This is a genomic window from Chitinophaga filiformis, from assembly GCF_021646545.1.
Lineage (GTDB): Bacteria > Bacteroidota > Bacteroidia > Chitinophagales > Chitinophagaceae > Chitinophaga > Chitinophaga filiformis_A.
Genome location: NZ_JAKIRP010000001.1, coordinates 1,067,742 through 1,088,846 on the forward strand (window position 1 = coordinate 1,067,742; position 21,105 = coordinate 1,088,846).

15 protein-coding genes are annotated in these 21,105 nt (G+C 40.1%); 6 read left to right on the forward strand and 9 right to left on the reverse strand.

Annotation, left to right across the window (positions count from 1 at the left end):
• The 4 genes from L3C95_RS04435 to L3C95_RS04450 all read right to left on the reverse strand — a co-directional run bounded on the left by L3C95_RS04435 (position 1) and on the right by L3C95_RS04450 (position 4,708).
• Complete coding sequence (locus tag L3C95_RS04435; RefSeq protein ID WP_236385527.1) at positions 1-1,311, reverse strand: DEAD/DEAH box helicase; 1,311 nt, start codon at positions 1,309-1,311, stop codon at positions 1-3.
• Between the two features lie 24 nt (positions 1,312-1,335).
• Positions 1,336-2,874, reverse strand: coding sequence for a hypothetical protein (locus L3C95_RS04440; RefSeq protein WP_236385528.1), 1,539 nt, complete (start codon positions 2,872-2,874; stop codon positions 1,336-1,338).
• A gap of 72 nt (positions 2,875-2,946) precedes the next feature.
• Positions 2,947-4,092 carry a FecR family protein gene (locus L3C95_RS04445; RefSeq protein ID WP_236385529.1) on the reverse strand — a complete coding sequence of 382 codons (1,146 nt, stop codon included), beginning with the start codon at positions 4,090-4,092 and terminating at the stop codon, positions 2,947-2,949.
• Between the two features lie 67 nt (positions 4,093-4,159).
• Positions 4,160-4,708, reverse strand: coding sequence for an RNA polymerase sigma factor (locus tag L3C95_RS04450; protein ID WP_236385530.1), 549 nt, complete (start codon positions 4,706-4,708; stop codon positions 4,160-4,162).
• A gap of 376 nt (positions 4,709-5,084) precedes the next feature.
• Between L3C95_RS04450 and L3C95_RS04455 the strand changes: the two genes are divergently transcribed.
• The 3 genes from L3C95_RS04455 (at position 5,085) to L3C95_RS04465 (ending at position 12,775) form a co-directional block, all read left to right on the forward strand.
• A complete protein-coding gene (locus L3C95_RS04455; protein ID WP_236385531.1) occupies positions 5,085-8,498 on the forward strand; it encodes a SusC/RagA family TonB-linked outer membrane protein in 3,414 nt (1,137 codons plus the stop codon).
• 40 nt (positions 8,499-8,538) lie between these two features.
• Positions 8,539-9,975, forward strand: a complete 1,437-nt coding sequence (locus L3C95_RS04460; protein WP_236385532.1) for a RagB/SusD family nutrient uptake outer membrane protein — start codon at positions 8,539-8,541, stop codon at positions 9,973-9,975.
• A gap of 196 nt (positions 9,976-10,171) precedes the next feature.
• Positions 10,172-12,775 carry a metallophosphoesterase gene (locus L3C95_RS04465; RefSeq protein WP_236385533.1) on the forward strand — a complete coding sequence of 868 codons (2,604 nt, stop codon included), beginning with the start codon at positions 10,172-10,174 and terminating at the stop codon, positions 12,773-12,775.
• Between the two features lie 499 nt (positions 12,776-13,274).
• On the opposite strand, the gene L3C95_RS04470 is transcribed toward L3C95_RS04465, so the two are convergent.
• The 3 genes from L3C95_RS04470 to L3C95_RS04480 all read right to left on the reverse strand — a co-directional run bounded on the left by L3C95_RS04470 (position 13,275) and on the right by L3C95_RS04480 (position 15,084).
• Complete coding sequence (locus L3C95_RS04470; protein WP_236385534.1) at positions 13,275-13,631, reverse strand: hypothetical protein; 357 nt, start codon at positions 13,629-13,631, stop codon at positions 13,275-13,277.
• Positions 13,632-14,137: 506 nt separating this feature from the next.
• Complete coding sequence (locus tag L3C95_RS04475; protein WP_236385535.1) at positions 14,138-14,506, reverse strand: hypothetical protein; 369 nt, start codon at positions 14,504-14,506, stop codon at positions 14,138-14,140.
• A gap of 212 nt (positions 14,507-14,718) precedes the next feature.
• Positions 14,719-15,084 carry a hypothetical protein gene (locus L3C95_RS04480; RefSeq protein WP_236385536.1) on the reverse strand — a complete coding sequence of 122 codons (366 nt, stop codon included), beginning with the start codon at positions 15,082-15,084 and terminating at the stop codon, positions 14,719-14,721.
• Positions 15,085-15,391: 307 nt separating this feature from the next.
• On the opposite strand from L3C95_RS04480, the gene L3C95_RS04485 reads away from it, so the two are divergent.
• Genes L3C95_RS04485 through L3C95_RS04495 form a run of 3 tightly spaced genes read left to right on the forward strand, consistent with a single transcriptional unit; the run spans position 15,392 to position 18,044 of the window.
• Positions 15,392-16,594, forward strand: coding sequence for a DUF4221 family protein (locus L3C95_RS04485; RefSeq protein ID WP_236385537.1), 1,203 nt, complete (start codon positions 15,392-15,394; stop codon positions 16,592-16,594).
• Complete coding sequence (locus tag L3C95_RS04490) at positions 16,594-17,133, forward strand: hypothetical protein (protein WP_236385538.1); 540 nt, start codon at positions 16,594-16,596, stop codon at positions 17,131-17,133. The genes L3C95_RS04485 and L3C95_RS04490 overlap by 1 nt, the downstream gene beginning before the upstream one ends.
• Before the next feature lie 5 nt (positions 17,134-17,138).
• Positions 17,139-18,044: a hypothetical protein gene (locus L3C95_RS04495; RefSeq protein WP_236385540.1), complete on the forward strand. Its 906-nt coding sequence runs from the start codon at positions 17,139-17,141 to the stop codon at positions 18,042-18,044.
• 47 nt (positions 18,045-18,091) lie between these two features.
• On the opposite strand, the gene L3C95_RS04500 is transcribed toward L3C95_RS04495, so the two are convergent.
• Complete coding sequence (locus L3C95_RS04500; RefSeq protein ID WP_236385541.1) at positions 18,092-18,877, reverse strand: hypothetical protein; 786 nt, start codon at positions 18,875-18,877, stop codon at positions 18,092-18,094.
• Positions 18,874-21,096, reverse strand: coding sequence for a protein kinase/lanthionine synthetase C family protein (locus L3C95_RS04505; RefSeq protein WP_236385542.1), 2,223 nt, complete (start codon positions 21,094-21,096; stop codon positions 18,874-18,876). The genes L3C95_RS04500 and L3C95_RS04505 overlap by 4 nt, the downstream gene beginning before the upstream one ends.
• Between the last annotated feature and the right edge of the window lie 9 nt (positions 21,097-21,105).

Below are 21,105 nucleotides of genomic sequence, written 5' to 3' on the forward strand. Positions count from 1 at the left end.
TTATTTCGCTACGTCGATCTTGACTTTCTTGTTCTTAATCTTTTCTTTCTGGATGAGAGCGAGTGTGTGAGCAGCTTTGCTTTTACGGATGCCTACGAAGGAGAAGAAGTCTTTTACCTCAATTAACCCTACGTCCTCTTTCTTTAGCTGTCCTTTGTTGGTGAGGAAGCCGACGATGTCTACCTTGTTTACCTTGTCCTTTTTACCGGCGCCGATAAAGAAGGTGGTCCATTTGGGTTTTTCCGGTAGTTCGTAGTTGTCTTCTAATGTAATCAGAGTGGCTTCTTCCTCTACATACGCCGGCATCTTTTCATCTGGTCCGATGATGAGGATAGCGGTACCACTGGCGTCCATTCTGGCTGTACGACCGTTTCGGTGGGTGTATGTTTCTGCGGTGTGCGGCAGGTGGTAGTGAACGATGTATCGAATGTTTGGAATGTCGAGTCCGCGGGCGGCGAGGTCGGTAGTCACTAATATATTCGATGTGCCGTTCCGGAACTTACACAATGCCGCGTCTCTTTCCTGTTGTTCCATGGCGCCGTGGTAGAATACCGTTGTCAGGCCTTTTTCTTTTAGCAGGCCATTTGTTCTTTCCACAGCTTCTCTGTGGTTGCAGAAGACGATGGTTGACCGGTTGCCGAGGTGGCAGATCAGCCTGAACAGGGTGTCTATTTTATCCTTGTCCTCGCTTTCGACGTATTGAATAGCCAGTGCTTCTGATTTTTCTTCGGTGAGGAAGTTCAGTTTTACCGGGTCTTGTAGTCCTACGAAATCAGGGATCTCTACTGTTTCAGTGGCAGAGGTGAGGATACGTTTTTTCAGGTTCGGCAGGGATTCTATGATAAATTCAATCTCTTCCTGGAAACCGAGTTCCAATGACTTGTCGAATTCGTCCAGCACCAATGTCTTGATACCTTCTGTTTTGATATTCTCCCTACGGATGTGATCCCCCAGTCTTCCCGGGGTGCCCACTATCAATGCCGGTGCCTCCAGCAGGTTGTTTTCTTCAGTTTCTCTAAGGTGACCGCCATAACAGCAGGTTACTTTGAAACCTGTGCTCATGGTCTTCCAGACTTTTTCGATCTGCATGGCCAGTTCGCGGGAAGGCGCGATGACCAGCGCCTGGGTACCAGGTGTGTTTTTATCTAATAGTTCCAGCACGGGAAGCAGGAAACCGAGTGTTTTTCCTGAGCCGGTATTGGAGAGGAGAATGACGTTGTCAGCCTTTTGATTGGCTTCAATACTCGCGAGCTGCATTTCATTGAGCGCGTCGATTTTGAAGGCGGAGAGTATGTTAGCGTATTTTTGCATTGGGGCAAAAGTACGGATTTCTTATTATAGGGGTTGGAGGGCGGTCGTTTCCGGGTCAGGATCCGGATTTTCTGTATCCTCTAATGGGGTGCCTGCATCTGCCGGAGGGGTTTCTGCGCGAAGGAAGAAATCCACCAGGGGAAGGGCGAAGGTGAAGGCAAGGGCCATGTTGAACAGCTGGTACCGTAATACAATAGGGGAGGCGAAGACGCTGAAGAAGAGGTTGGTGATCCAGAAGAGGAGGGCAATCAGCAGCGCCTGGCGGAATTGATCCGTTGTAAAGAGGTACCATTTCTTCATGAAATAGAGAATGCTACCACCGAGGAAGAGGAGGGTGATGCAGACGATGAGGACGGGGTAGTAGTCGAAGAGACTGGTATCTCCTCTTCCGATACGGGTAACCACGGTCTCGCTATCATAATTAAACCACTTCACAGCTTCGGTTTTAACAACAGATCTTCCCATGTTATATTTACTTAAGAATTCAGGACGAGGGAAGAAATATTGTTTTGTGTTGGGTAAAATATAATATTTGAAGAAAGCCCCTGGATGTTGAAAAATAAGATAGGTGCCGTAGTCTTTAAATAAAGGGCCAACGGTAGCCATCCTTTTGGAACCGGTAGGTGTTATGACCCGGGAGTATTTTTGTAGAGGGCCTTTTTCATACCAGAGGTAGTGGGCGGTCAGACTTCTGTTTTCATCGTCTTCTTCTTCACCTTCCAATTCAGCTCTTCTTTGCTTCTTCAGTTTCAGGGTGTCAAAGTAATTATTGACCATGGTATGCAATGCTGCAAATTTCTCAGGTGCAGGATTTCTTTCTTCTACATACTCATAGGCTGTTAACGCATTACTGGCCAACTGCCAGCCTCCGAAAGCTGAAAACTGCTGTGTACCGAAGAGTCTTTTATTCTCGTTCGATGTGTACATAGCGAAGGTCATCAGCGTCAAAAAGATAGGCACTATACCGAATGCCTTTCTTCCTTTAGGCATATTTGAAAGCAGGATTACAACAATGCTGATAATAGGATAGAACAATGCGTTATATCTAACGGCGAATGCGAAGAGTAGTATGAATACATGTGCAATGATCAGTGCCGGACGGGGTGTCTTTATTATTCTGAATAACTGTGAGATCCAAATCAGACTAAGGCTGGTAAAGAATATATCACTGGAGATGTAATTGCTGATGAAGATAAAAGCCGGATTCAGGAACAGGAAAACGAATATGCCGATCTTCACCCATTTGCTGCATTGGATGATACTGAGAAAAGTGAAGAAGAAATAGAGTGCTGCGGCTATATAGATAAAGTACTGTACGAAGATCAATGCCGTATCATAATGCGTAAAGAACCCCACAAGGCTGATCAGTTTGGGATATCCTACCGGCCAGAGATTGGCGTTCATATTCCTTAGGGCACTACGCAGATAGTTGTAGGAGTCCGGAAGGAAATTCGGGTAGGGATACAGGTATTTGAAGGTATAAAACTGGATTAATGATATAATGATGGCAGCATACAGGTATATGCGGTCAGGGTTCTTTTGGGGTAGGGTCTTAGGTTCCATAGCTACTACTTTAACTATATGGAAATATAGTTAGTAGCTGATATTATTACTTAGGAGGTAGCGGATATTATTTTAACGGATATGTAAAATGCCGTCTTTATAATAAGATTCTGCTCCCGTTGTGAGTTTGATTGCATCCAGGAATTCCTGGATAGGTTCTGATTTCAGAATAGTACCGGTGAATCGCTTTTCCGCCACCTTCTGATTATCTATTACGACCTGTACGCCATACCAACGGGGTAATACTTTAGTGATTTCCGTCATTGGCGTATTATCCAGTTTATATCTTCCTTTAACCCAAAGCAGTTCATTTTCATTCAGAGATGTAACATCCGATCCTTCTGCATCTAAATAAGTAATGGCCTGACCTGGCTTGAGGACGGTCTTTTTATCAGCAGATTCGAAAGCAACAGCGCCATCTACCAGGGAAACTTTTACTCTGCCGGAATCATAAGTATTCACGTTGAAGGTCGTGCCTAATACCTGTACAGTCCCTCTTGGGGTATGCAGGACAAAAGGCCGGTTTTGATCTTTGGCGACCTGTAAGTAGGCTTCCCCTTCAACAGAGATCTCTCTGATATTGCCTGCAAAGTGGAAAGGGAATTTCAGAGTGGTGGCGCTGTTTAGGAAAACCAGGGTTCCGTCGGATAGTGTAATATGATAGTCCATGCCAGGAGGTACCCACAGGCTATTTACCTGGCTTTCAGACGGGGTCTTGTCTTTAGTGGTATATGTCAGCGTCTTGTTGGTGTTATTGAGCTGAGTACCACCATTGACTGTAATACTGTCTTGTTTAGTAGAAAGATCTATTACTTCGCCATTAGACAATTGTAATTGAAGCGTTTTGTTGAACGCTAATTTTGGGCCTGCATCGGATTTATTTGATCGGTTTGTAAAAAGGGGATATGTAAAGAATATAAGTAGCGCCACAGTCGCTGCTACCGAGATGAAGAAATAAGTAAACCCTCTCCGTCTACGAAGTTGTTTCCTTCTTCTGACTTCATCCTCTATTAAAGCGAAAGCGGCTTCACTGTCCATTTGCTGTATGGCGGGCTGTTCTAACCAATTAGTGTATTCAAGCAGGAGCTCATCTAATTCGGCTTGTAGGTCCGGATACTCTTTTAATGCATTTTGAAGGTGTTGCTCGTCAGTTTCGCTAATAACCCCCATCACTTTTTCATTCATCAGTTGATGAATATGATCCCTGTCTAATTCCATTGAGTGATTATTAATTCAAGTATAAGAGTATCTTGCTCCCGAAATGGGTGAGATAATTAATATAAGATTATGACAATTTTTCGCGTATTGTTTTAATAGCAGTGGCAAGGTGTGTTTTCACTGTATTGTCGCTAAGCCCCATGACATTGGCTACTTCTTTTCTTTTTAGTCCCTGTAATACGTAAAGTTGGAATGCTTTGCTTCTCTGTGCTGGCATACATTGTAATATATCGTTCACTTTTTTGTCTATCAGGTCGTAGATGCTCGGTTCCTGTTCTGCTTCCAGGAATACAGTTGGCTCTTCCTGAACATTAAAATATTCCTGTAAGGTCTTATGCAGGCTCTTCTGGCGCTTTAACATCAACATACAGTTATATCTTATAGACATAAACAGATAACCCTTCAGGTTGGTATGTATGTTCTTATATCGCTGTTTCTCGAAAAAATCGATGAAGAAATCCTGGACCACATCTTTAGCTTCCTCCATATTGCCTAGTAGCCGATTGGCTTCAAACAGCAATGGTTTCTCAAAACGCATGTATATCGTTTTGTAGGCTTTTGTGTCTCCTGATTTCAACTCTGTTAACAGCAGTTCTTCGTTCGCATCGGTGTGCATGCTGGCTGATGAGTTGGTGTGAAATTTATTATGGTAAAAGCACGTGTAAACTTAGCCTCCTTTAAGTTAATATCATAGCATTCCCCATTAATTTATTGTTGCCAGTCCTGATGTACGATACTTTAAGTTACACGGTTTCTTTGGTTTTTTTTCTTAATAATGAGTTAACATAGCCCAGAATCCCACAATTTCAAGGGTTTGCATGCATGGGTGACTTCTCCGCCAGATTTTTTTAGCACAGCGACTCACCCAATGAATGGTGTTTTTAATCATTACGGGTATAAAGGGTGATAACTATGTCTTACCTAAATTCATTACTAATAAAAACGTCAGGTGACTGTACTGTGATTAACTAACCATTTTTAGTCTTGTCCTTATGCAACAAAAATTTACTCACTGCTATGCGAGGCGTAGCTTAATGGCCTTGCTTTGGCTATTGCTTCCCAGCATTTACTTACATGCGCAGAAGAGTGCGCAACCTGGTCGTAATGTGACGATCACAAACGGCCATATTTCATTAAGAGATGTTTTTAATGTTATTGAGAAACAGACGGGAGTGGTGTTGTTTTTCGGTGAGTTGAATACGAGCCAGCTGGTGGGGGTGAAGTTCGTTGCTACGCCGATCGAAGAGGCGCTGGCTGAGATGTTGCCACCGCTGGGATTGACGTATGAGTATGTGAAGGGGAATAAGGATAAGATATTTATAAGATCAATTGTGGCGGATAGAAAGAAAGATACGGTGATGGTGATGAGTGTGAGTGGGGTGGTGACGGATGATAAGGGCGTGCCGTTGCCGGGGGCGACCGTGAGGCTTAAGGGAACTGCATTTGGCACAGCAACTAAGGAAAATGGTTCCTTCATGTTGAACCATGCAGGTGAGCGTGATATCATACAGGTGAGTTATACCGGATTTGTGACGGCCGAGATGCCGCTGGCTGGAAGAACCAATTTAAAAGTACAATTAAAGCCTGGGGATAATAATTTGAATGAGACGGTTGTGACAGCCTATGGCACATTACAAAGGCGACAGATAGCTGGTGCAATAACAGTTATAAAAGGGGAGCAGATACAAACGTTACCAAATAGAAGTTTTGACAAAAGTCTACAGGGGTTAGTTCCGGGATTAGTGGTTACGAGTGGAAACGGGCAGCCTGGAAGTGCCCCCGTTAATTTCCTTTTAAGAGGAATAGCTACTGGCGGAAGTGTTGCTGGTGGGGCGACAGTAAGAAATCCATTGATTGTGATGGATGGTATACCCGTTTCTCAGGATCCTGCAAGACCTATTAGTGAATTATCAGATAAATCATCTCCTGTAAGTAATCCAATGGCTCAGTTAAACCCCTCCGATATCGAATCTATTTCAGTGCTGAAAGATGCTGCGGCAATTGCTTTATATGGGGCGAAGGCAAGTAATGGAGTAATACTGATAACGACAAAAAAAGGGAAAGCTGGTAAAACTATCTTTAACTTTCGTCATCAGACAGATATATCCTCACGTTTAAAGCAACGGGTAGACTTACTAAATCAGCGCGAGTATCTTGAATTACTGTTTGAAGCCTACCGTAATTCAAAGCCGGGAATTACAGATGCGGATATTTTAACTGATTTACAAGTCACTCCTAGCCCGGATCGGCCTAAATTTAATACTTACCTGAATGAAAAGGGGGAATTAAGCTTTTATCCGCCACCCAATTGGGGAGATAAATTGTTTAGTAATAATGCCATGACTATGGCAAATGAACTTTCGATATCAGGTGGAAATGAGCGGTCTAATTTTTATATTAATCTTGAATATACTAAGCAAAATGGTGTTGTTAAAAATACAGGTTATGATCGTAAGTCTTTTCGCGTAAACTATGAGATTCGTCCTACAAACTGGCTGAAACTTGGTTTTAATACATCTCAATCTTATAATGTTCAAAATTATAATAACGAAGCTGATTTTGACGGAATGCAGGCCGCTTCGCCATTGAATCCAATATATGATTCTTCTGGTAAATTTATATACAATTATTCGTGGGGGCAACAAGGGGGAGAAGCTTTATTAGTACCGAATCCCTTGGCTGCTGCTGAGCTAAATATCAATAAGAACACAGCATATAGGTCTTTGAGCAAATTTTACGGAGAGGTAAATTTCTTAAACGGTTTTTTACTAAGCTCAACTTTTGGAGTTGACTTTATGCTTAATGAATTAAAGGAGAAGGTACATCCTTTCTTAGCAATTAATGGAACTTTAGCCTATGGAGGTAGAGTAAGGGAAGAGAATTTCAAAACGGCCAATATTATTAATACAAATACACTCCAATATGTTAAAAAAATTAGTGGAGATTTTGACGTCCAGCTTTTGGTTGGCCAAGAAGTACAGATAGGAACAAGGAAAACATCGAATGTTGAGGTAAGAGGATTTGCTAACAACCCTTTACTTGATCAGGCAAATGGAGGTCAATTGTATGGAGCTGGGAGTGCTGCTGGGAGAAATACATCACTATCTTACTTTGGCCAGTTGAACACTGGATTCAGGAATAAATATTATTTAACGAGTTCTGCTAGGGCCGATGGTTCCTCTAAGTTCGGTAGAAACGAACGATTTGGAACCTATTGGTCAATGGGGGGAAGCTGGATCGTTTCGGAAGAGGCGGTTGTAAAGAGGTATAAGAATTGGCTAAATTATCTAAAAATAAGAGCAAGTTTTGGCCCAGCGGGTAATTCTGCGGCAATTTTAGATTATATAAGGTATGACGAATTGCTTATGCAACAATTTCTGAATGGCAACAGTGTCATCCCTAATAAATATAACAATCCAGGTAACCCTAGTATTAAATGGGAAGAGACTTTTACCTGGGATGTCGGTTTAGAACTTCAGACTTTAAAACAACGAGTTGGTATTACAATCGATATCTATAGCAGAAAGACAAAGAACTTAATTGCCCATAATATTCCGTTGCCGTTGGCGACCGGCTTTAATACGATTACATCCAATATTGGGGATATAAAAAATGCAGGCATAGAGTTAGCGGTAACGGCAAGCATACTTAGTAAGGGGGAATTTACATGGAACGTTAATGCGAATTGGAGCAGAAATACCAACAAATTGGTGAAAGCATACTATCCATTAATAATGGGTGAAGGTGGAGTTGTCAACCAGGTAGGACATGAGTATAATTCCTTTCAGTTGCCGATTTGGGCGGGTGTGAATCCTGTTAATGGCAGGCCTATGTGGATTGATTCCTTGGGAAAAAAAACAGACGACTATTATGCAGCTAAAATGGAATATGTAGGTAAAACTCAGCCCGACGGTTTCGGGTCTTTCACAAATACATTTTCATGGAGGGGAATAGAATTGTCTGCAATGCTCTATTATCAATATGGCTCAAAGATTTTCTACAATGGAGCATTTTTGCAAAATGATGGTCAAAGCCCATACCTTAATCAAAGTATAGCCGCACTGAAGAGGTGGCAAAAACCGGGCGATGTGACACCCAATCCCCGAAGGTTATTAAATAGCACAAATGGTACTGAGTATGACATGGGTACCGCTGCTTCTACCAGATATTTATTTGATGGTGATTTTATCCGATTGTCGAATATTTCTTTGACGTATAAATTAGATAAGAAACATTTAAGTCGATTTTATTTGGAAGGTTTGAAAATATTCGTTCAAGCACATAATGTGGCTTTGTGGACAACATATTCAGGCGATGATCCAGAAAATGTAAACGCATATGGTGCAGGCAATTTTTTGTACCCTCAGCAACGCTCTTTCAGTGTAGGCTTGAATGCTACTTTTTAATTAGTGAATTTAAATTCATAGGATTTAATACTTTATTTATATGAAACGTCGCAAGAACTTATTTTTTCTTCTATTTATATATTTAGGTACGTGCGCTTGTAAGAAGGATTTTCTGGAAGTGGTTGACAATCGGTTATTAAATAGGCAAGCGTATGTTAGAGATCTAAATAGTATGAGCGAATTTCTAAACGGTACTTATGGCTTGATAAGCGAAAATTTTGTTTATGCTTTGGGGGAAGTTTATCCTGAGATTGCGGCGGACAATTTAAAGCCCTTAGCATTACCCCCCCAGCTGATGCTTTTACATTATACCTGGTCTCAGCAAAAAGGAGAACAAACTGGACATTTAGATATGCCAACAGGTACAAATATGAATGGCACATGGCAAGGCGACTATTTTATAATAAGAGCATGTAATTTTATTATTGAAAATGCTGATAAGTATCATGCCGAGGATCCAGGTAAGGCAGACAACATTAAAGGGCAAGCATACGCGCTTAGGGCTCTTTTATACTTTGAATTAGTAAATGTATTCGCTCAAACCTTTAGTTTTTCTTCTGACGGGTCCCATCCTGGGGTTCCATACATTACAACGTCTGATGTGACGCAACACTTTACAAGACAAAGCGTGGGGGACGTTTATAAAGGCATGATTTCAGATCTGAAGGCAGCCATTGAGTTAATGCCAGAGCATGTAGAGGACATAAGGTATATGAATAAATACGCAGCAAAGTCTTTATTAGCGCGAGTCTATTTATTTAGAGGTGACTATGCTGAAGCAAGAGCCCTAGCAGAAGAGTTATGCCAACAGATACCTCTCATGACGATCAGTAATGGCTATCCTAATGGGCTATTTTATAATAGGCCATTTTTGCAAACAGAGGTTCTGTTTCAGACAGCACCCAGTGATGTTTTTGAAACCAGTTTCACTGGCCGGTTTTTGAGGGGAGAGACTTTGTACTTTGTCGCAACCCAAGATATAGCGTTTATACTTCGAAGTGATTCAAATGATGTTCGCTCAAAATGGGTTTCAATTTCGGGCGAATCCTGGAATGTAACGAAATTCCCGGTTGATGTAGCTGGGATTAGAAGTGTTGGTCTAGCGGATTATTATCATCCCGTTGTCCGCTCCTCAGAAGCCTACCTGATGGCTGCGGAGTCATGCGCAATGTTAAAGGATGAAGATAATGCCCGTAGTTATTTGAATGCCATTAGGCAGAGGGCGAATCCCAATGTGCCTCTGCTAACTGCTTCCGGTCGTGCTTTGATTGATTCGATTTATAAAGAACGCAGAAAGGAATTAGCGTTTGAAGGGCTTAGAATGTATGACCTACAACGGTGGCATAAGCCGGTTATAAGGGAGGATGCTCTAAATGCTGATCGCAAAACGCTGACTTATCCAAATGAAAAAGCAATTGCTCCCATTCCACTTCCAGATATAAAGCTGGAAAATATAAGCCAGAATGATGGGTATTAAATCTTTAGTAAATCTTGTCTGTGTGAGCCAGATTAATTATACAAATAGGAGTAATATGAAGGATTTGACATTCGAATTAACAAAAGTGCATAAATGTTTTGTCAGGCTAAACCAGGTTTGATCTTGTAAAAACTGTTTAATCAATTTATTGAACAATTTATTGACAAATTTTTTTCTGAAAAATCTACTGTTGAAAATGAAGCCCAAGTTCCTGATTATATCATTGATCATCTTTTTTAAAATTTATGACTGTAATGCCCAAAAGAAGAATAGGCCTTCAGAGGAAAGAGCCTTAATTCAGGGGCAGGTACCGCCCGATTACAAGGGGGATATGATAGACCTAATAACATTCCCAGTAGAAAGAATTACTTATACTGGAGACCAGCCCAAATCTCAAAAGGTCAAGGTATTTGATAAGCGGATAAAGCACGAGTTTTTGATAATTAAGCCACTTCATATTGTTGGGCCTTTTATTGGAAAACAATCAAGAATAGGTTATCAGCTTGAAGCTGGAGATAGTATAGAGGTAGCATATGAGAGTGGTCAACCCGTTTTTTCAGGCAGGGGGCATGCCAAATGGGAGTTAATCAGAAGCTTAGGCTCAATTGAAGATAGTCTAGAAAACACGGTTTTATTTAAAGCTCTATCCGGAGAACTTAAACCCCTGAAAAGCTTGAATGATTATTTCCTGTGGAATGCTTATTTAAATGATAAATTGAGCATTACGTCTAAGTTAATTGAATCTTATAAAGGGAAAATATCTGATTTTTCGTACAGTATAATTAAAGAGAAGGCGCTATATGACATCGAGGAATGCCGATTGACCAGGTTCATGTTTTTGACTGGAAGTGCTGTCTCAATGGATTCGTCGAAGTCGGAAATGGTTAACCGATTTGGGTTAACCAATCACGATCTATGCGAGATATATGATTCAACAATGAATGGCCCAGCAGCTAAGTGGTTGCAATTTGAATCTCCAGTTGTTGGGGATCCGTACTACTTATGGAAGAGGTTAAGGTACGACGCCCTTCGAGAAAGGAATAAATTTTTTAAAGATAAGAGATCTGATACTTCCATTCTTGGAAAGGAGAAAGTGGATGAATATGTCCTTAGATATAAACTGGCAAAACGAAAATATAAAGGTATTATAAGAGAAGAAGTGTTGGCCTTTTTCTTCCATTATACTAATGGAGTAATTAAAACTATCGGGTTTGAACCACAAATTGAAGAAATCCTGGCTGATTATTATCGGGAACCCGGATTTTTAGCTTATAAAGAGGCTGTCCGGGAGTATGAAGTCGAACGACGAAAGAAACAAATGGGAGGAAGAGACGTGAAATTCAAATTGTTGGATTCAGGAGGCATATCCTTCACGGAGAATGACGTAAAGGGAAAGGTGGTTGTCATTGATTTTTGGTTTACAGGATGCAAAGGATGTATGCAAATGGTACCCGCTCTCACAAAAATTGAAAATCTTTTTGAAGAAGATACCAATGTCGTGTTCCTCAGTGTAAGTATTGATGAAGCTAAAGATCAATGGCAAAAAAGCATCCGACAAAAAAAGTACACAACTGGAAATGGAAAAAGTCTATATACGGGTGGTGAGGGAAGCAAGCATGATATTGTTAGCAACTTAGGTGTGGAAAGTTATCCCAGTATATTTGTTATGAATGATCGCGGCAAATTAATACCTCACTATCCTAAACTTGATCCGAGAGCTGACAGTGGAAGAGCTCTGATTAATTTAGTGAAACGGCAATTGATATTGATGGAGGATGGGCCATACGTGTGGAACAAGCCAGGTTCGGTAGAAATTGCCAAAATTAATGGAGCTTCTATAACTAGTAATGATATAAAAAAGGGAAGTTCTTTTAAGGTTTCAACCGATCGTTTTGAAAATTCCTTCATGGTGACATTAAAAAAAGAGTTAAATGAAGAACCCAGTTCCTTTGAAAAAGCAGATAAGTTGTTTGTATTGTCTGACATTGAAGGGAATTTTAAAGCATTTAGAGAATTACTTCAATCAAATGGTGTCATTGATGAAAATTTTAGTTGGACTTTCGGAACGGGACATTTGGTGTTATCAGGTGATATATTTGATCGTGGAGATCAGGTGACTGAATGCTTGTGGCTAATTTATTCATTGGAAGAAAAAGCGCGTGCACAGGGAGGATACGTACATTTTATATTGGGCAACCATGAAATAATGAATCTTCAGGGAGATAGTAGATATGTACATGAGAAGTATAAGCGTAATGCCGACATGCTTAATAGGTCAATTAAAGAGTTGTATAATCAAGAAACTGAATTAGGCAAGTGGTTAAGGACAAAAAATGTAGTTGAAAAAATTGGGGACTTCTTATTCACACATGGCGGAATTTCCCCTGAAATTGGGAAATTGAAGTTGTCTCTATATGAGATAAATTCAATAGCAAGAAGGTATTGCGATAAAAGTTTTGAACAATTCCCTGATGGCGCCATTAAGACGGTTATGAGTGATTCATATTCACCATTTTGGTATAGAGGATATTATCACGGAAAATTGGCTCATGAACATATTGATAGTATACTTTCTTATTATTCTTCTTCATGTATCGTTACAGGGCATACAGTGGTAAGTGATACTATAAGCATACACTATGACGGAAAAGTTATAAATACAGATACCCGACATGCGAATGGTAAGTCAGAAGCATTATTAGTTGAAAATAAAAAGTTATATAGAGTTGATGCTTTAGGTAGCAAAATTTTACTCGATAGTGCCGGCGATTTCAAAAGGGAGGAGTATGCTTCTTTCTGATTGATTCGGCATGATAGGGAATGATTTTTATGTGAATGTTATTTGAAATAGTTCAGATTTAATCCGACAGCTTATACAATGTAGTTTAAGCTTGATCTGGCGCTAATTTGAATCAATATTTCTTTTCGAATGCCCTCCCAAATCCCAGAGTGGATTTCAAAAGAAATAAATGCTTCATAGTTCGTCTGACGATGTTAGAGGTGTCAGATGAGTTGAAACTTTAAGGATAAATAGTAGAAGTTACATATTAATACAAACTGGAAGAACCTTTTTTTGTGTAAATACCGTTCCCTTGCTTGGTGCCCATGGAGAGGGTAAATGCCGCGGTGGCAAAGCTTTTACTGGTTATGCCATAGTGAAGCATGACCTAAGAGGCCTCTAAATACAGGGGATTTTATAGTTTCATATAAACAAAAGAATTAAGTTTGGGTAGATCTAATGAATACAATTAATCGGGTTGTCTATATTGACAACCCGATTAAATATTATATTATTATCATTATGCAAGTACACTCTCTTGCTCACCTTGTTGAGCGGCTGTTTGAGAGGTATTGCCTACAGTTTGGTAGTTAAATCCACCTACTTGGATTAAACTCTGGTTAGGAAAGAAGCCAGTTGTTGTATTACTTCCAGCGGTGGCTGTGCAGCTATGTAGTGTATCTACATCAGCAACACATGATACTGCTGCGGGAGCATCTTGATCTGCACCGGCAGCTGTATCGCTGGCGACTCTTAATGATCCATTGTTTATCCTTCTTGCATTTGATTTGTCTGGAACCACTGCTGCAGTTACAGCAGATGCTGCCATTAGGACTAAACCTAATAATGATAAGTTTTTAACAGAAACCTTTTTCATAGAAATTTTTTTTGATAGTTATTAAACCGATATATAGATTTAATGGCCATTAAATCATTGCTTTTTAAAGTTAGCAATAGAGGATGCATTTTTTCTGCATCTAACATGAAACAGATATACTTGTTTGATCACCCGCTTGTGCACCTGTTTGTGATGTATTTCCTTGAGTTTGATAGTAGAACGGGGGTACCTTCATTTCGCAACTATTGACGCAACCTTGAGTTGTTGTACAGGATGAGGTGGCTGTGCAGGACATTAATGTCTCTATCTCAGGAATACATGATATCGCTGCTGGGGCATCTTGGTCTGCACCGTGAAGTGTGGCACTTGCGGCTCTTAAGGTTCCGTTGTTAAGCCGTTTCCCGTTTAGCCCTTTGGGTATTACAGCAGCAGTAACTGCGGATGCAACTAGTAAGACTACACTTAGCAGTGATATGTTTTTAGAAGATGGATATTTCATGATAATTTTTTAGTTATTGTATGATACACATTTTGGATGAATATATTTAACTTACTACTTGTAGGATGCTGTTCTGATCACCAGTAATTGCGCCAGTTTGTGAGGTATTGCCGTTTGTTTGATAAAAAAATAATCCAATTTGCAATAGACTTTCATTCTGAAAGAAGCCAGTTGTTGTGTTAGTGTCAGCTGTAGCAGTGCACGACATGACTGTTTCTACCTCATTGATACAAGATATAACTAGGAAGGAAGCATCTTGATCTGCACCCGCGGCAGTTGCGCTGTTGCCTCTTAATGTTCCATTGTTAGCTCTTCTTGCATTTGATTTATCAGGAATGATAGCGGCTGTTGCGGCCGATGCTGCCATTAGCACGAGGCCTAGTAAAGAAATGTTTTTAACAGAAATCTTCTTCATAGATGGGTGTTTTTAGTAATGACATTAATTTGAATAAAAGTTGAATCGGTGTTTTACATTTAGGGTTTAAGAATATTTCCCTTTTTATTAAACTTGTATTTGTACTAACTGACTATTTTGATCTACTCCGTCATTTGGGTTTGTTTGCGATGTGTTACCTAGTGTTTGATAGTAGTGGCCGTTTATTAAAAGCAGGCTATCAAACACGCGATTTAACTGACCAGTACGGAAATGCTTTTTTGATCACCTGCTTGACCGGCTGTTAGTGAAGTATTACCTTGAGTTTGGTAATCAAACCCACCGATTGGGTGTGAACTTTTGACAGCAAAGAAACCAGTTGTTGTGTCGGTGGCAGCAGTAGCCGTACAACTCATGACTGCTTCTACCTCAGGCCAACAACTAATGACCGGTTGTCCAGCATCTTGGTCAGCTCCGGAAGAAGTGTCACCGAAGGCTCTCAATGTTTCACTGTTGACTCTTTTTCCACTTAATGTATCCGGAACTACAGCAGCTATAACAGCGGATGCTGCTATGAGAATAAGGCCTAGTGATGTGTTTTTGATAGATATTTTTTTCATAAGTAAGATTAGGATGGTCACGGGAATGGGATATATCGTTGTTTTAAGTTAGCTGTTTGCAGTGCACTTTTCCTGCCTTTATTTATAAGTATACTATAATACATATTCATTATGACGGTTCATTTGTAAGGCTATCCATTTTATGTAGCGCGACGAATCGCTGTACACTATAAACACGGTGGAAATATCAATTCATATATTTGTTGAAGCCCTGCCAAGTGATGGTCTAGTGCAGAAAAAATGCACCACGCAATCCTAATTTGAATGTGTTCGTAAAGCAAACATTTTTAGATATAAAATCAATATAATGAAAAGTGAAAGTAACAAAATTAGCGGTTTGGAACAGCTAGTGATGCTCCTTGTTATCTGTTTGCTGTTCATAGGCTGTGGTGAAAGAAAAGAAGTGGCGAAAGCAGTTTATAAATATACAGATCCTGTATATGGAGATCTTGGATTGAAGCCAGTTGGGGATACATTGCATTTCACATTAGATGAGCATACATCCCAGCGTATAGATGCATTAAATTTATTTAATGATCATTCAAATGTCTATATGTCGTTTTACGACCGCGGTTCGAAGTCGCTTAACATTTATGATTTTTATTCTGGTAAGTTAATAAAAAACGTTTCTTTGCGCACCTGGATTAAAAGTGGTAAACTTGATAAGGCGAGTATATTTGTGAAGTGCTTTGATAGCATATACGTTACTACTTTGAGCTCATTATACCTTTTGGATAGTGCAGGTGTAGTAAAAGGTAGGCTCGAATCTCCGGAGGATATATCCAGGAGACCATACGTTACCAGCACTTCTCCAGTAGTTTTTAAAGATAGTCTCGTGTATATGTGTATAAAACCGTCAATTGATGATAAATCACTGAAAGCACAAAGGGAGTGGAGTCCTTTATATGAAATTGACTTGAAAAATAAAAAGAAAACCCCATATTATTCTCTTCCGGAGGTTTATCAAAATAATTTACTAGGTTATTCATTTGTGGATTATGGTTACTGTGTAAATAATAAAGGAAACTTCGTATTTAGTTTCGCGGCAGATCCTAATCTATATGAAACTAATTTAACTGATTATCATGTCGCTTATTTTGGCAGAAGTAAGTTTCAGAAAGAGGATATTGAGCCCGTTTCCAAAGAGCAGCTTAGGAAAGAAGATGGCTATAAAGTATATTCTTTACGTGATTCCTATGGTGAAGTTTTATTCGATCCCCACAGGAAAAGGTACCTCAGATTGGCAAAACAAAAAATGACGGAAGCGGATTTTGACTCGAAAAAGGGCCGGAAGAAGAGAAGTGTTATGGTCTTTGATGAGAATTTTAAGATAATTGGTGAAACCATGCTTGGCGAAGGAATTTCTTTTAGTTTCCTGCTTTTTTTAAATGATGGATCGATCTATACCAGGACGAAATATGAAGACAAGAAAGCCTTACATTTTGTACGGTTGGCCTATACCGATGATAATACTCAAATGCCGTTAACCCACATGTCAAACAAAGAATAATGAAAAGCTATTCCATTCAAAATGCTATTGTCATTTTATCTATAACAATATTTTCTTGTGCTAAGCCAGATGTCAGCAAAAGAAGCGTTCAAATGATAACTGAAGAAACAGAAAAGGATTCGATATTTAAGAGTCTTATAAATGTTGTAAACGGCGCAATCGTCCAGGCGGAAGTTAATGATTCGCTCGCCTTCCTGATATTGCCTATTGAGGCTAGTTGTCCAAGTTGCCGGGAGAAGACTATTGATAGTATTCTTAAGCACAAGGAGAACTTATTGGAGCTCCATTACATCATCATCAGTGCAAATGGAGGGAAAGCAACCGTTAATAAATATTTCCAGGAGCAACATGGTGAGTTGCCAGTAATTGAGAATAAATTGATCTTAGACAGCTCTAATCAATCTTATCGTCTAGGTCTGGTCATTGATAGACCTACAATTTATTATACACACAATCGTAAGGCCTATAAGAAAGTAAGTGCGATCCCGGTAACTGTGAGAGATGATTTAAGGGAGTTTTTTTCAGGATCAAGAAAGTAAGACGTATGCCCGAAAAAGTAGAAATATCATTGCAAATACCGCATACCGATCCCGCAAAACAACATCGATTCTTTTCGCTGCGCTTAAAGCGTGAACTTGCAGATGAGATGAGTGTCTTTGAAAGGAATAAAAATATATTCGTGGTGTCGGACATCGGCGGGAACTTTCGGAATTTATGTAGAATATTGGGACGCGCAAGGGTCATAGATAAACAGCTTAATTGGATTTTTGAGAATGGGCATTTAGTTATATTGGGCAATTGCCTCAATGATAGTGACGATGTCCTTGAGTGTCTTTGGCTGATCTATTCCCTGGAGGAAAAGGCAAAGAAAAATGAAGGATATGTGCATTTCATTTGGGGAAATAATGAATTGGAAAATATTAACGGTGATTGGCGATTCCGACATCCCAGGTATGCGAAGTCTGAAAATGTCAGACCCGGCGCATCTACCGCCTTGTATGATGGAAGTAACGAATTATGGCGTTGGCTGAAAACAAAAAATCTTGTTGAGAAGATAGGACATACATTGTTTGTACATGGCAGTATTTCTCTCAGGCTGCTTTACAGCACTAAAACCATTGAAGATATCAATGGCCTGGCTAAGACGGCCAGCAGACCTAAAAAGTTATTTAAAGCTCCTGTTGTAAGTGATATTTTTGATATTCCGGACGGTATTGAAAGTGAGGTGATAAAGGACAACGAAAGGCGAATCAATTATATATTGAGGCATTTCCATGTAAAAAGGATAGTGACTGGTTATCAGTCAGCCGAAAAAGTAGATCTTTTTTACAATGCGAAGGTTATTAATGTTCATACTGATCATACAAGTGAACAGTCTCAGGGCCTGTTGATAAAAGGCCGTCATCTTTTTAGGATCCAGCATAGTGGAAAATCAGAAAAGCTCTCCTAGGAGAGCTTTTCTGATTTTGTACGATAGGTGAACTAGCGTGTGCGATGTTAACTTAATATACTTGCGTTACACCAGTCCACGAACGTTAAGCCATATTTAGATAGTACATTTGAAAGTTCCTCATCAAGGCAGTCGAAATTCTTTATTGCCAATTTGGTAATCACACCATTATTAACAATGCCATAGTAAATATGATCACTGGATCGTAGTGCAAACCCATTTTTAACGAAGGCTGCATTGGAGAGTACAATATTACCTTTATCCGCAATACCGGTAAAGCCGCAGAAATCTTCAAATGGAATTCCAAGGCGATAATTCCAGGTCAGATCTCTGATATGATAAGATGAATATCCCCATAGATTATTATTTTCATCTGGAGCATTTATGATAGACTCTATTATTGCCGTTGTTTCTTGTATCTGCTCGATATTTGAAAGTGGGAGAAATTCGAACTGTAACCACTCATCATGTGAAAGGTGCAATGTGAAATCATTAAATGCCTGCGCTGCGTCAGTAGTTATAATTTGCTCCCGCGGTACCAAGGTAGGCACAAGGAATTTATTGGGATCCACAATACTATCCGGTGGGAGCACGTATAACTGAACCTTAGCAGAACGGAAGTAATTACCTGAACGCAGAGTTTCAACTTTCACAATTCGCCAGCGTGTATTTTCAATATCTAATATAGTGGGTTTATTGAACTGCTCTGGTAAAGGAAAGTCATTAAGTGCATGGTTATTGATCACTGCCTTACTTTCTGCATGAACGAGCGTGACGTTTACTTTTTTTTGAAACAGTGTAGAAGCTGAGTCTACCATTAATAGTATATTCATACACTTTGCGTTTGTGTAATGAGGTTTGGAGTTTGAATGGCCGCTTCGGAGTGATGAAATGGAGACATTGGAAACCCAATTCTATCTGGATAGCAAAATCTCAGCAGAAAGTGAAGAATTCCACTATTTCCAGTCGCAAAACTGGCAACTGGTTGTTTTTCGTGCTCTGTCAGCCAGTAAGGGCCATTTTTAAGGTGAATTTTCTGTAGGTGCATTATATGCTGAGCTATCCAGTCAGCTCTTTGCAGCCAAACAGGGTCATTGAAAGTTTGGTATGCCTCCAGATATACTTCTCCTAAACCGCTTAAGCCGTTTGCCTGGCTGAGGCCATTATTAACTCCTTTTTCTTTGTGAGCGTTTAGTATTTTGGTGGCAAATTTCTGATGCTCAGCGTCCTGGGTTAAGGCATAAGCTTTAATAAAAGAGAGTGCAATACCAGCAGCCCCAAGCGCCCACCATGTATTAGAACTATGCTTCTTTTTGCCGGAATTTGATGGCCAATAGACTGACTCTTTATTTTGCTTCGCGCTTTTGCTTAGCCACTTTAGTCCTCTGAGTGCTGCTGCAAGTGCCTGTTTATCATTATACACTTGGGTATATTCTAACAGGAAGTATACAATGCCTGAAATACCTATTAAAAATCCCTTTGCGACTTTCTTTTTCTTGCTCTTAGGAGACGTTATCCACGAGCCGTCTTCCTGCTGTTGAGAAAGCAGCTGTTGTACATAGCTGTGTGTTCTTTCCCGAAGTTGCTTGTCCGTAATGACAGGATCACACATTATATTGGCAAGCCCCTGGCCGGATATGCCGTTAAGAATATCAAGGCCCTTATTGTCTTTATCCAATAATTTCTGTATCCAATCGACATACTTCGGTTGAAATTCGAGTAATTCTGATTGTATAGCATTGGTAATAGTTGCAGCAATACCAGCTGCTCCAAAGTGTAAACCGGGAGAGGAGCTGATTTTCTTATCAATATATTTTTGCTGAATCAGATCAAGACCCTTTTGTATGAAGGGTAGCGTCGTATCTATATTAATACCAACAGACTTAGCCGTACTCAGCATGTAAATTACTCCAGCGGCTCCCTGATTGAAACTGCCAAACCAGGATTTGCTAATCTTCTCGTTATCCTTAGCTGGTTCTTTGCCATTATCAGCGAACCATCCTTTGTCAGGGTCTGCAAGCCATGGGCTGCTATACGTTGCAATTGACTGTTGCACGGCGTCTAGTATCTCCTGTCTGCTGTATTGATAAGGCTGGCTTTGGCCTCTTTGACTTTTAGTTTGGGATGTTGATTTATATTCCTGTATGACCTTCCTGATAGCATCTAATGTTGGACGGTTCTCCACTACAGGGTCCATACACAGCGCAACAATGTTGGCTATCTTTTGGTCAGGAATAAAGAAGTTAATTCTTTTAACAAACTCAGTGTGATACATATCCACAATTTTACCAGGGGATATATGTGTCCACATCTGGAAGATAATAGCACCCAACGCAAAGATGTCTTCTTCTGCAGTAGGTGTCAATGTAGCTATTTGCTGTGGAGACATGAAGCCATGTGTGCCTAACTGAAACGGCGGAGATGGAAATTGCCGGTCAAGCGAATAGCTTAACTCCAGATCTATCAGCGCTATTTTCCCTCCTGGAGTGATCATGAAGTTGTTAGAAGACGCATCCCTGTGTACTACCTGATGTTTGTGAAGTACTTCCAGCAGATCAATTATTTTCAACAGATATCCCAGGAATTTCTGTCCCAGCCTATTCCTCGTAATCAGACCATCTCTCAAGTCTTTGCTGTGTTTCCTGAATGCATGTACAAGAGATTCTCCTTTGATATGTTCAATCACCAGGTAATAGTTGCCATTTTCTTCGAAACTTCCCAGATAACGGGGAACACGTACTTTGCCATGAAGTTTCTCATGTAATTCCTTTTGCCAGACAAGGCGGTCCTTTATATCGCGGCCATGTTTATCTGTACTGTCACCTAGCGTACCCTCCTTAATAACGCAGGTGCCAAAGTTGAACAGTCCCTTAATATAGATACACTTCATTACATCATTCTTGCGGTTCTCTTTGAGGCTCTTGTAAATGATATAATTGAAGCCGATACGTTTGCCGCTTTTCTTCTCAACTTTTCCTTTCGGAGCTTCTTCTACAACGTTTTCTTCCGCTTCTAAGTTGACAATCGTGGTGATACTTTTATCTTCCTGCATATAAATGGT

Coding starts and splice junctions, on each gene's coding strand:
- L3C95_RS04435 (WP_236385527.1), bottom strand. CDS start 1,311: ATGCAAAAATACGCTAACATACTCTCCGCCTTCAAAATCGACGCGCTC.
- L3C95_RS04440 (WP_236385528.1), bottom strand. CDS start 2,874: ATGGAACCTAAGACCCTACCCCAAAAGAACCCTGACCGCATATACCTG.
- L3C95_RS04445 (WP_236385529.1), bottom strand. CDS start 4,092: ATGGAATTAGACAGGGATCATATTCATCAACTGATGAATGAAAAAGTG.
- L3C95_RS04450 (WP_236385530.1), bottom strand. CDS start 4,708: ATGCACACCGATGCGAACGAAGAACTGCTGTTAACAGAGTTGAAATCA.
- L3C95_RS04455 (WP_236385531.1), top strand. CDS start 5,085: ATGCAACAAAAATTTACTCACTGCTATGCGAGGCGTAGCTTAATGGCC.
- L3C95_RS04460 (WP_236385532.1), top strand. CDS start 8,539: ATGAAACGTCGCAAGAACTTATTTTTTCTTCTATTTATATATTTAGGT.
- L3C95_RS04465 (WP_236385533.1), top strand. CDS start 10,172: ATGAAGCCCAAGTTCCTGATTATATCATTGATCATCTTTTTTAAAATT.
- L3C95_RS04470 (WP_236385534.1), bottom strand. CDS start 13,631: ATGAAAAAGGTTTCTGTTAAAAACTTATCATTATTAGGTTTAGTCCTA.
- L3C95_RS04475 (WP_236385535.1), bottom strand. CDS start 14,506: ATGAAGAAGATTTCTGTTAAAAACATTTCTTTACTAGGCCTCGTGCTA.
- L3C95_RS04480 (WP_236385536.1), bottom strand. CDS start 15,084: ATGAAAAAAATATCTATCAAAAACACATCACTAGGCCTTATTCTCATA.
- L3C95_RS04485 (WP_236385537.1), top strand. CDS start 15,392: ATGAAAAGTGAAAGTAACAAAATTAGCGGTTTGGAACAGCTAGTGATG.
- L3C95_RS04490 (WP_236385538.1), top strand. CDS start 16,594: ATGAAAAGCTATTCCATTCAAAATGCTATTGTCATTTTATCTATAACA.
- L3C95_RS04495 (WP_236385540.1), top strand. CDS start 17,139: ATGCCCGAAAAAGTAGAAATATCATTGCAAATACCGCATACCGATCCC.
- L3C95_RS04500 (WP_236385541.1), bottom strand. CDS start 18,877: ATGAATATACTATTAATGGTAGACTCAGCTTCTACACTGTTTCAAAAA.
- L3C95_RS04505 (WP_236385542.1), bottom strand. CDS start 21,096: ATGCAGGAAGATAAAAGTATCACCACGATTGTCAACTTAGAAGCGGAA.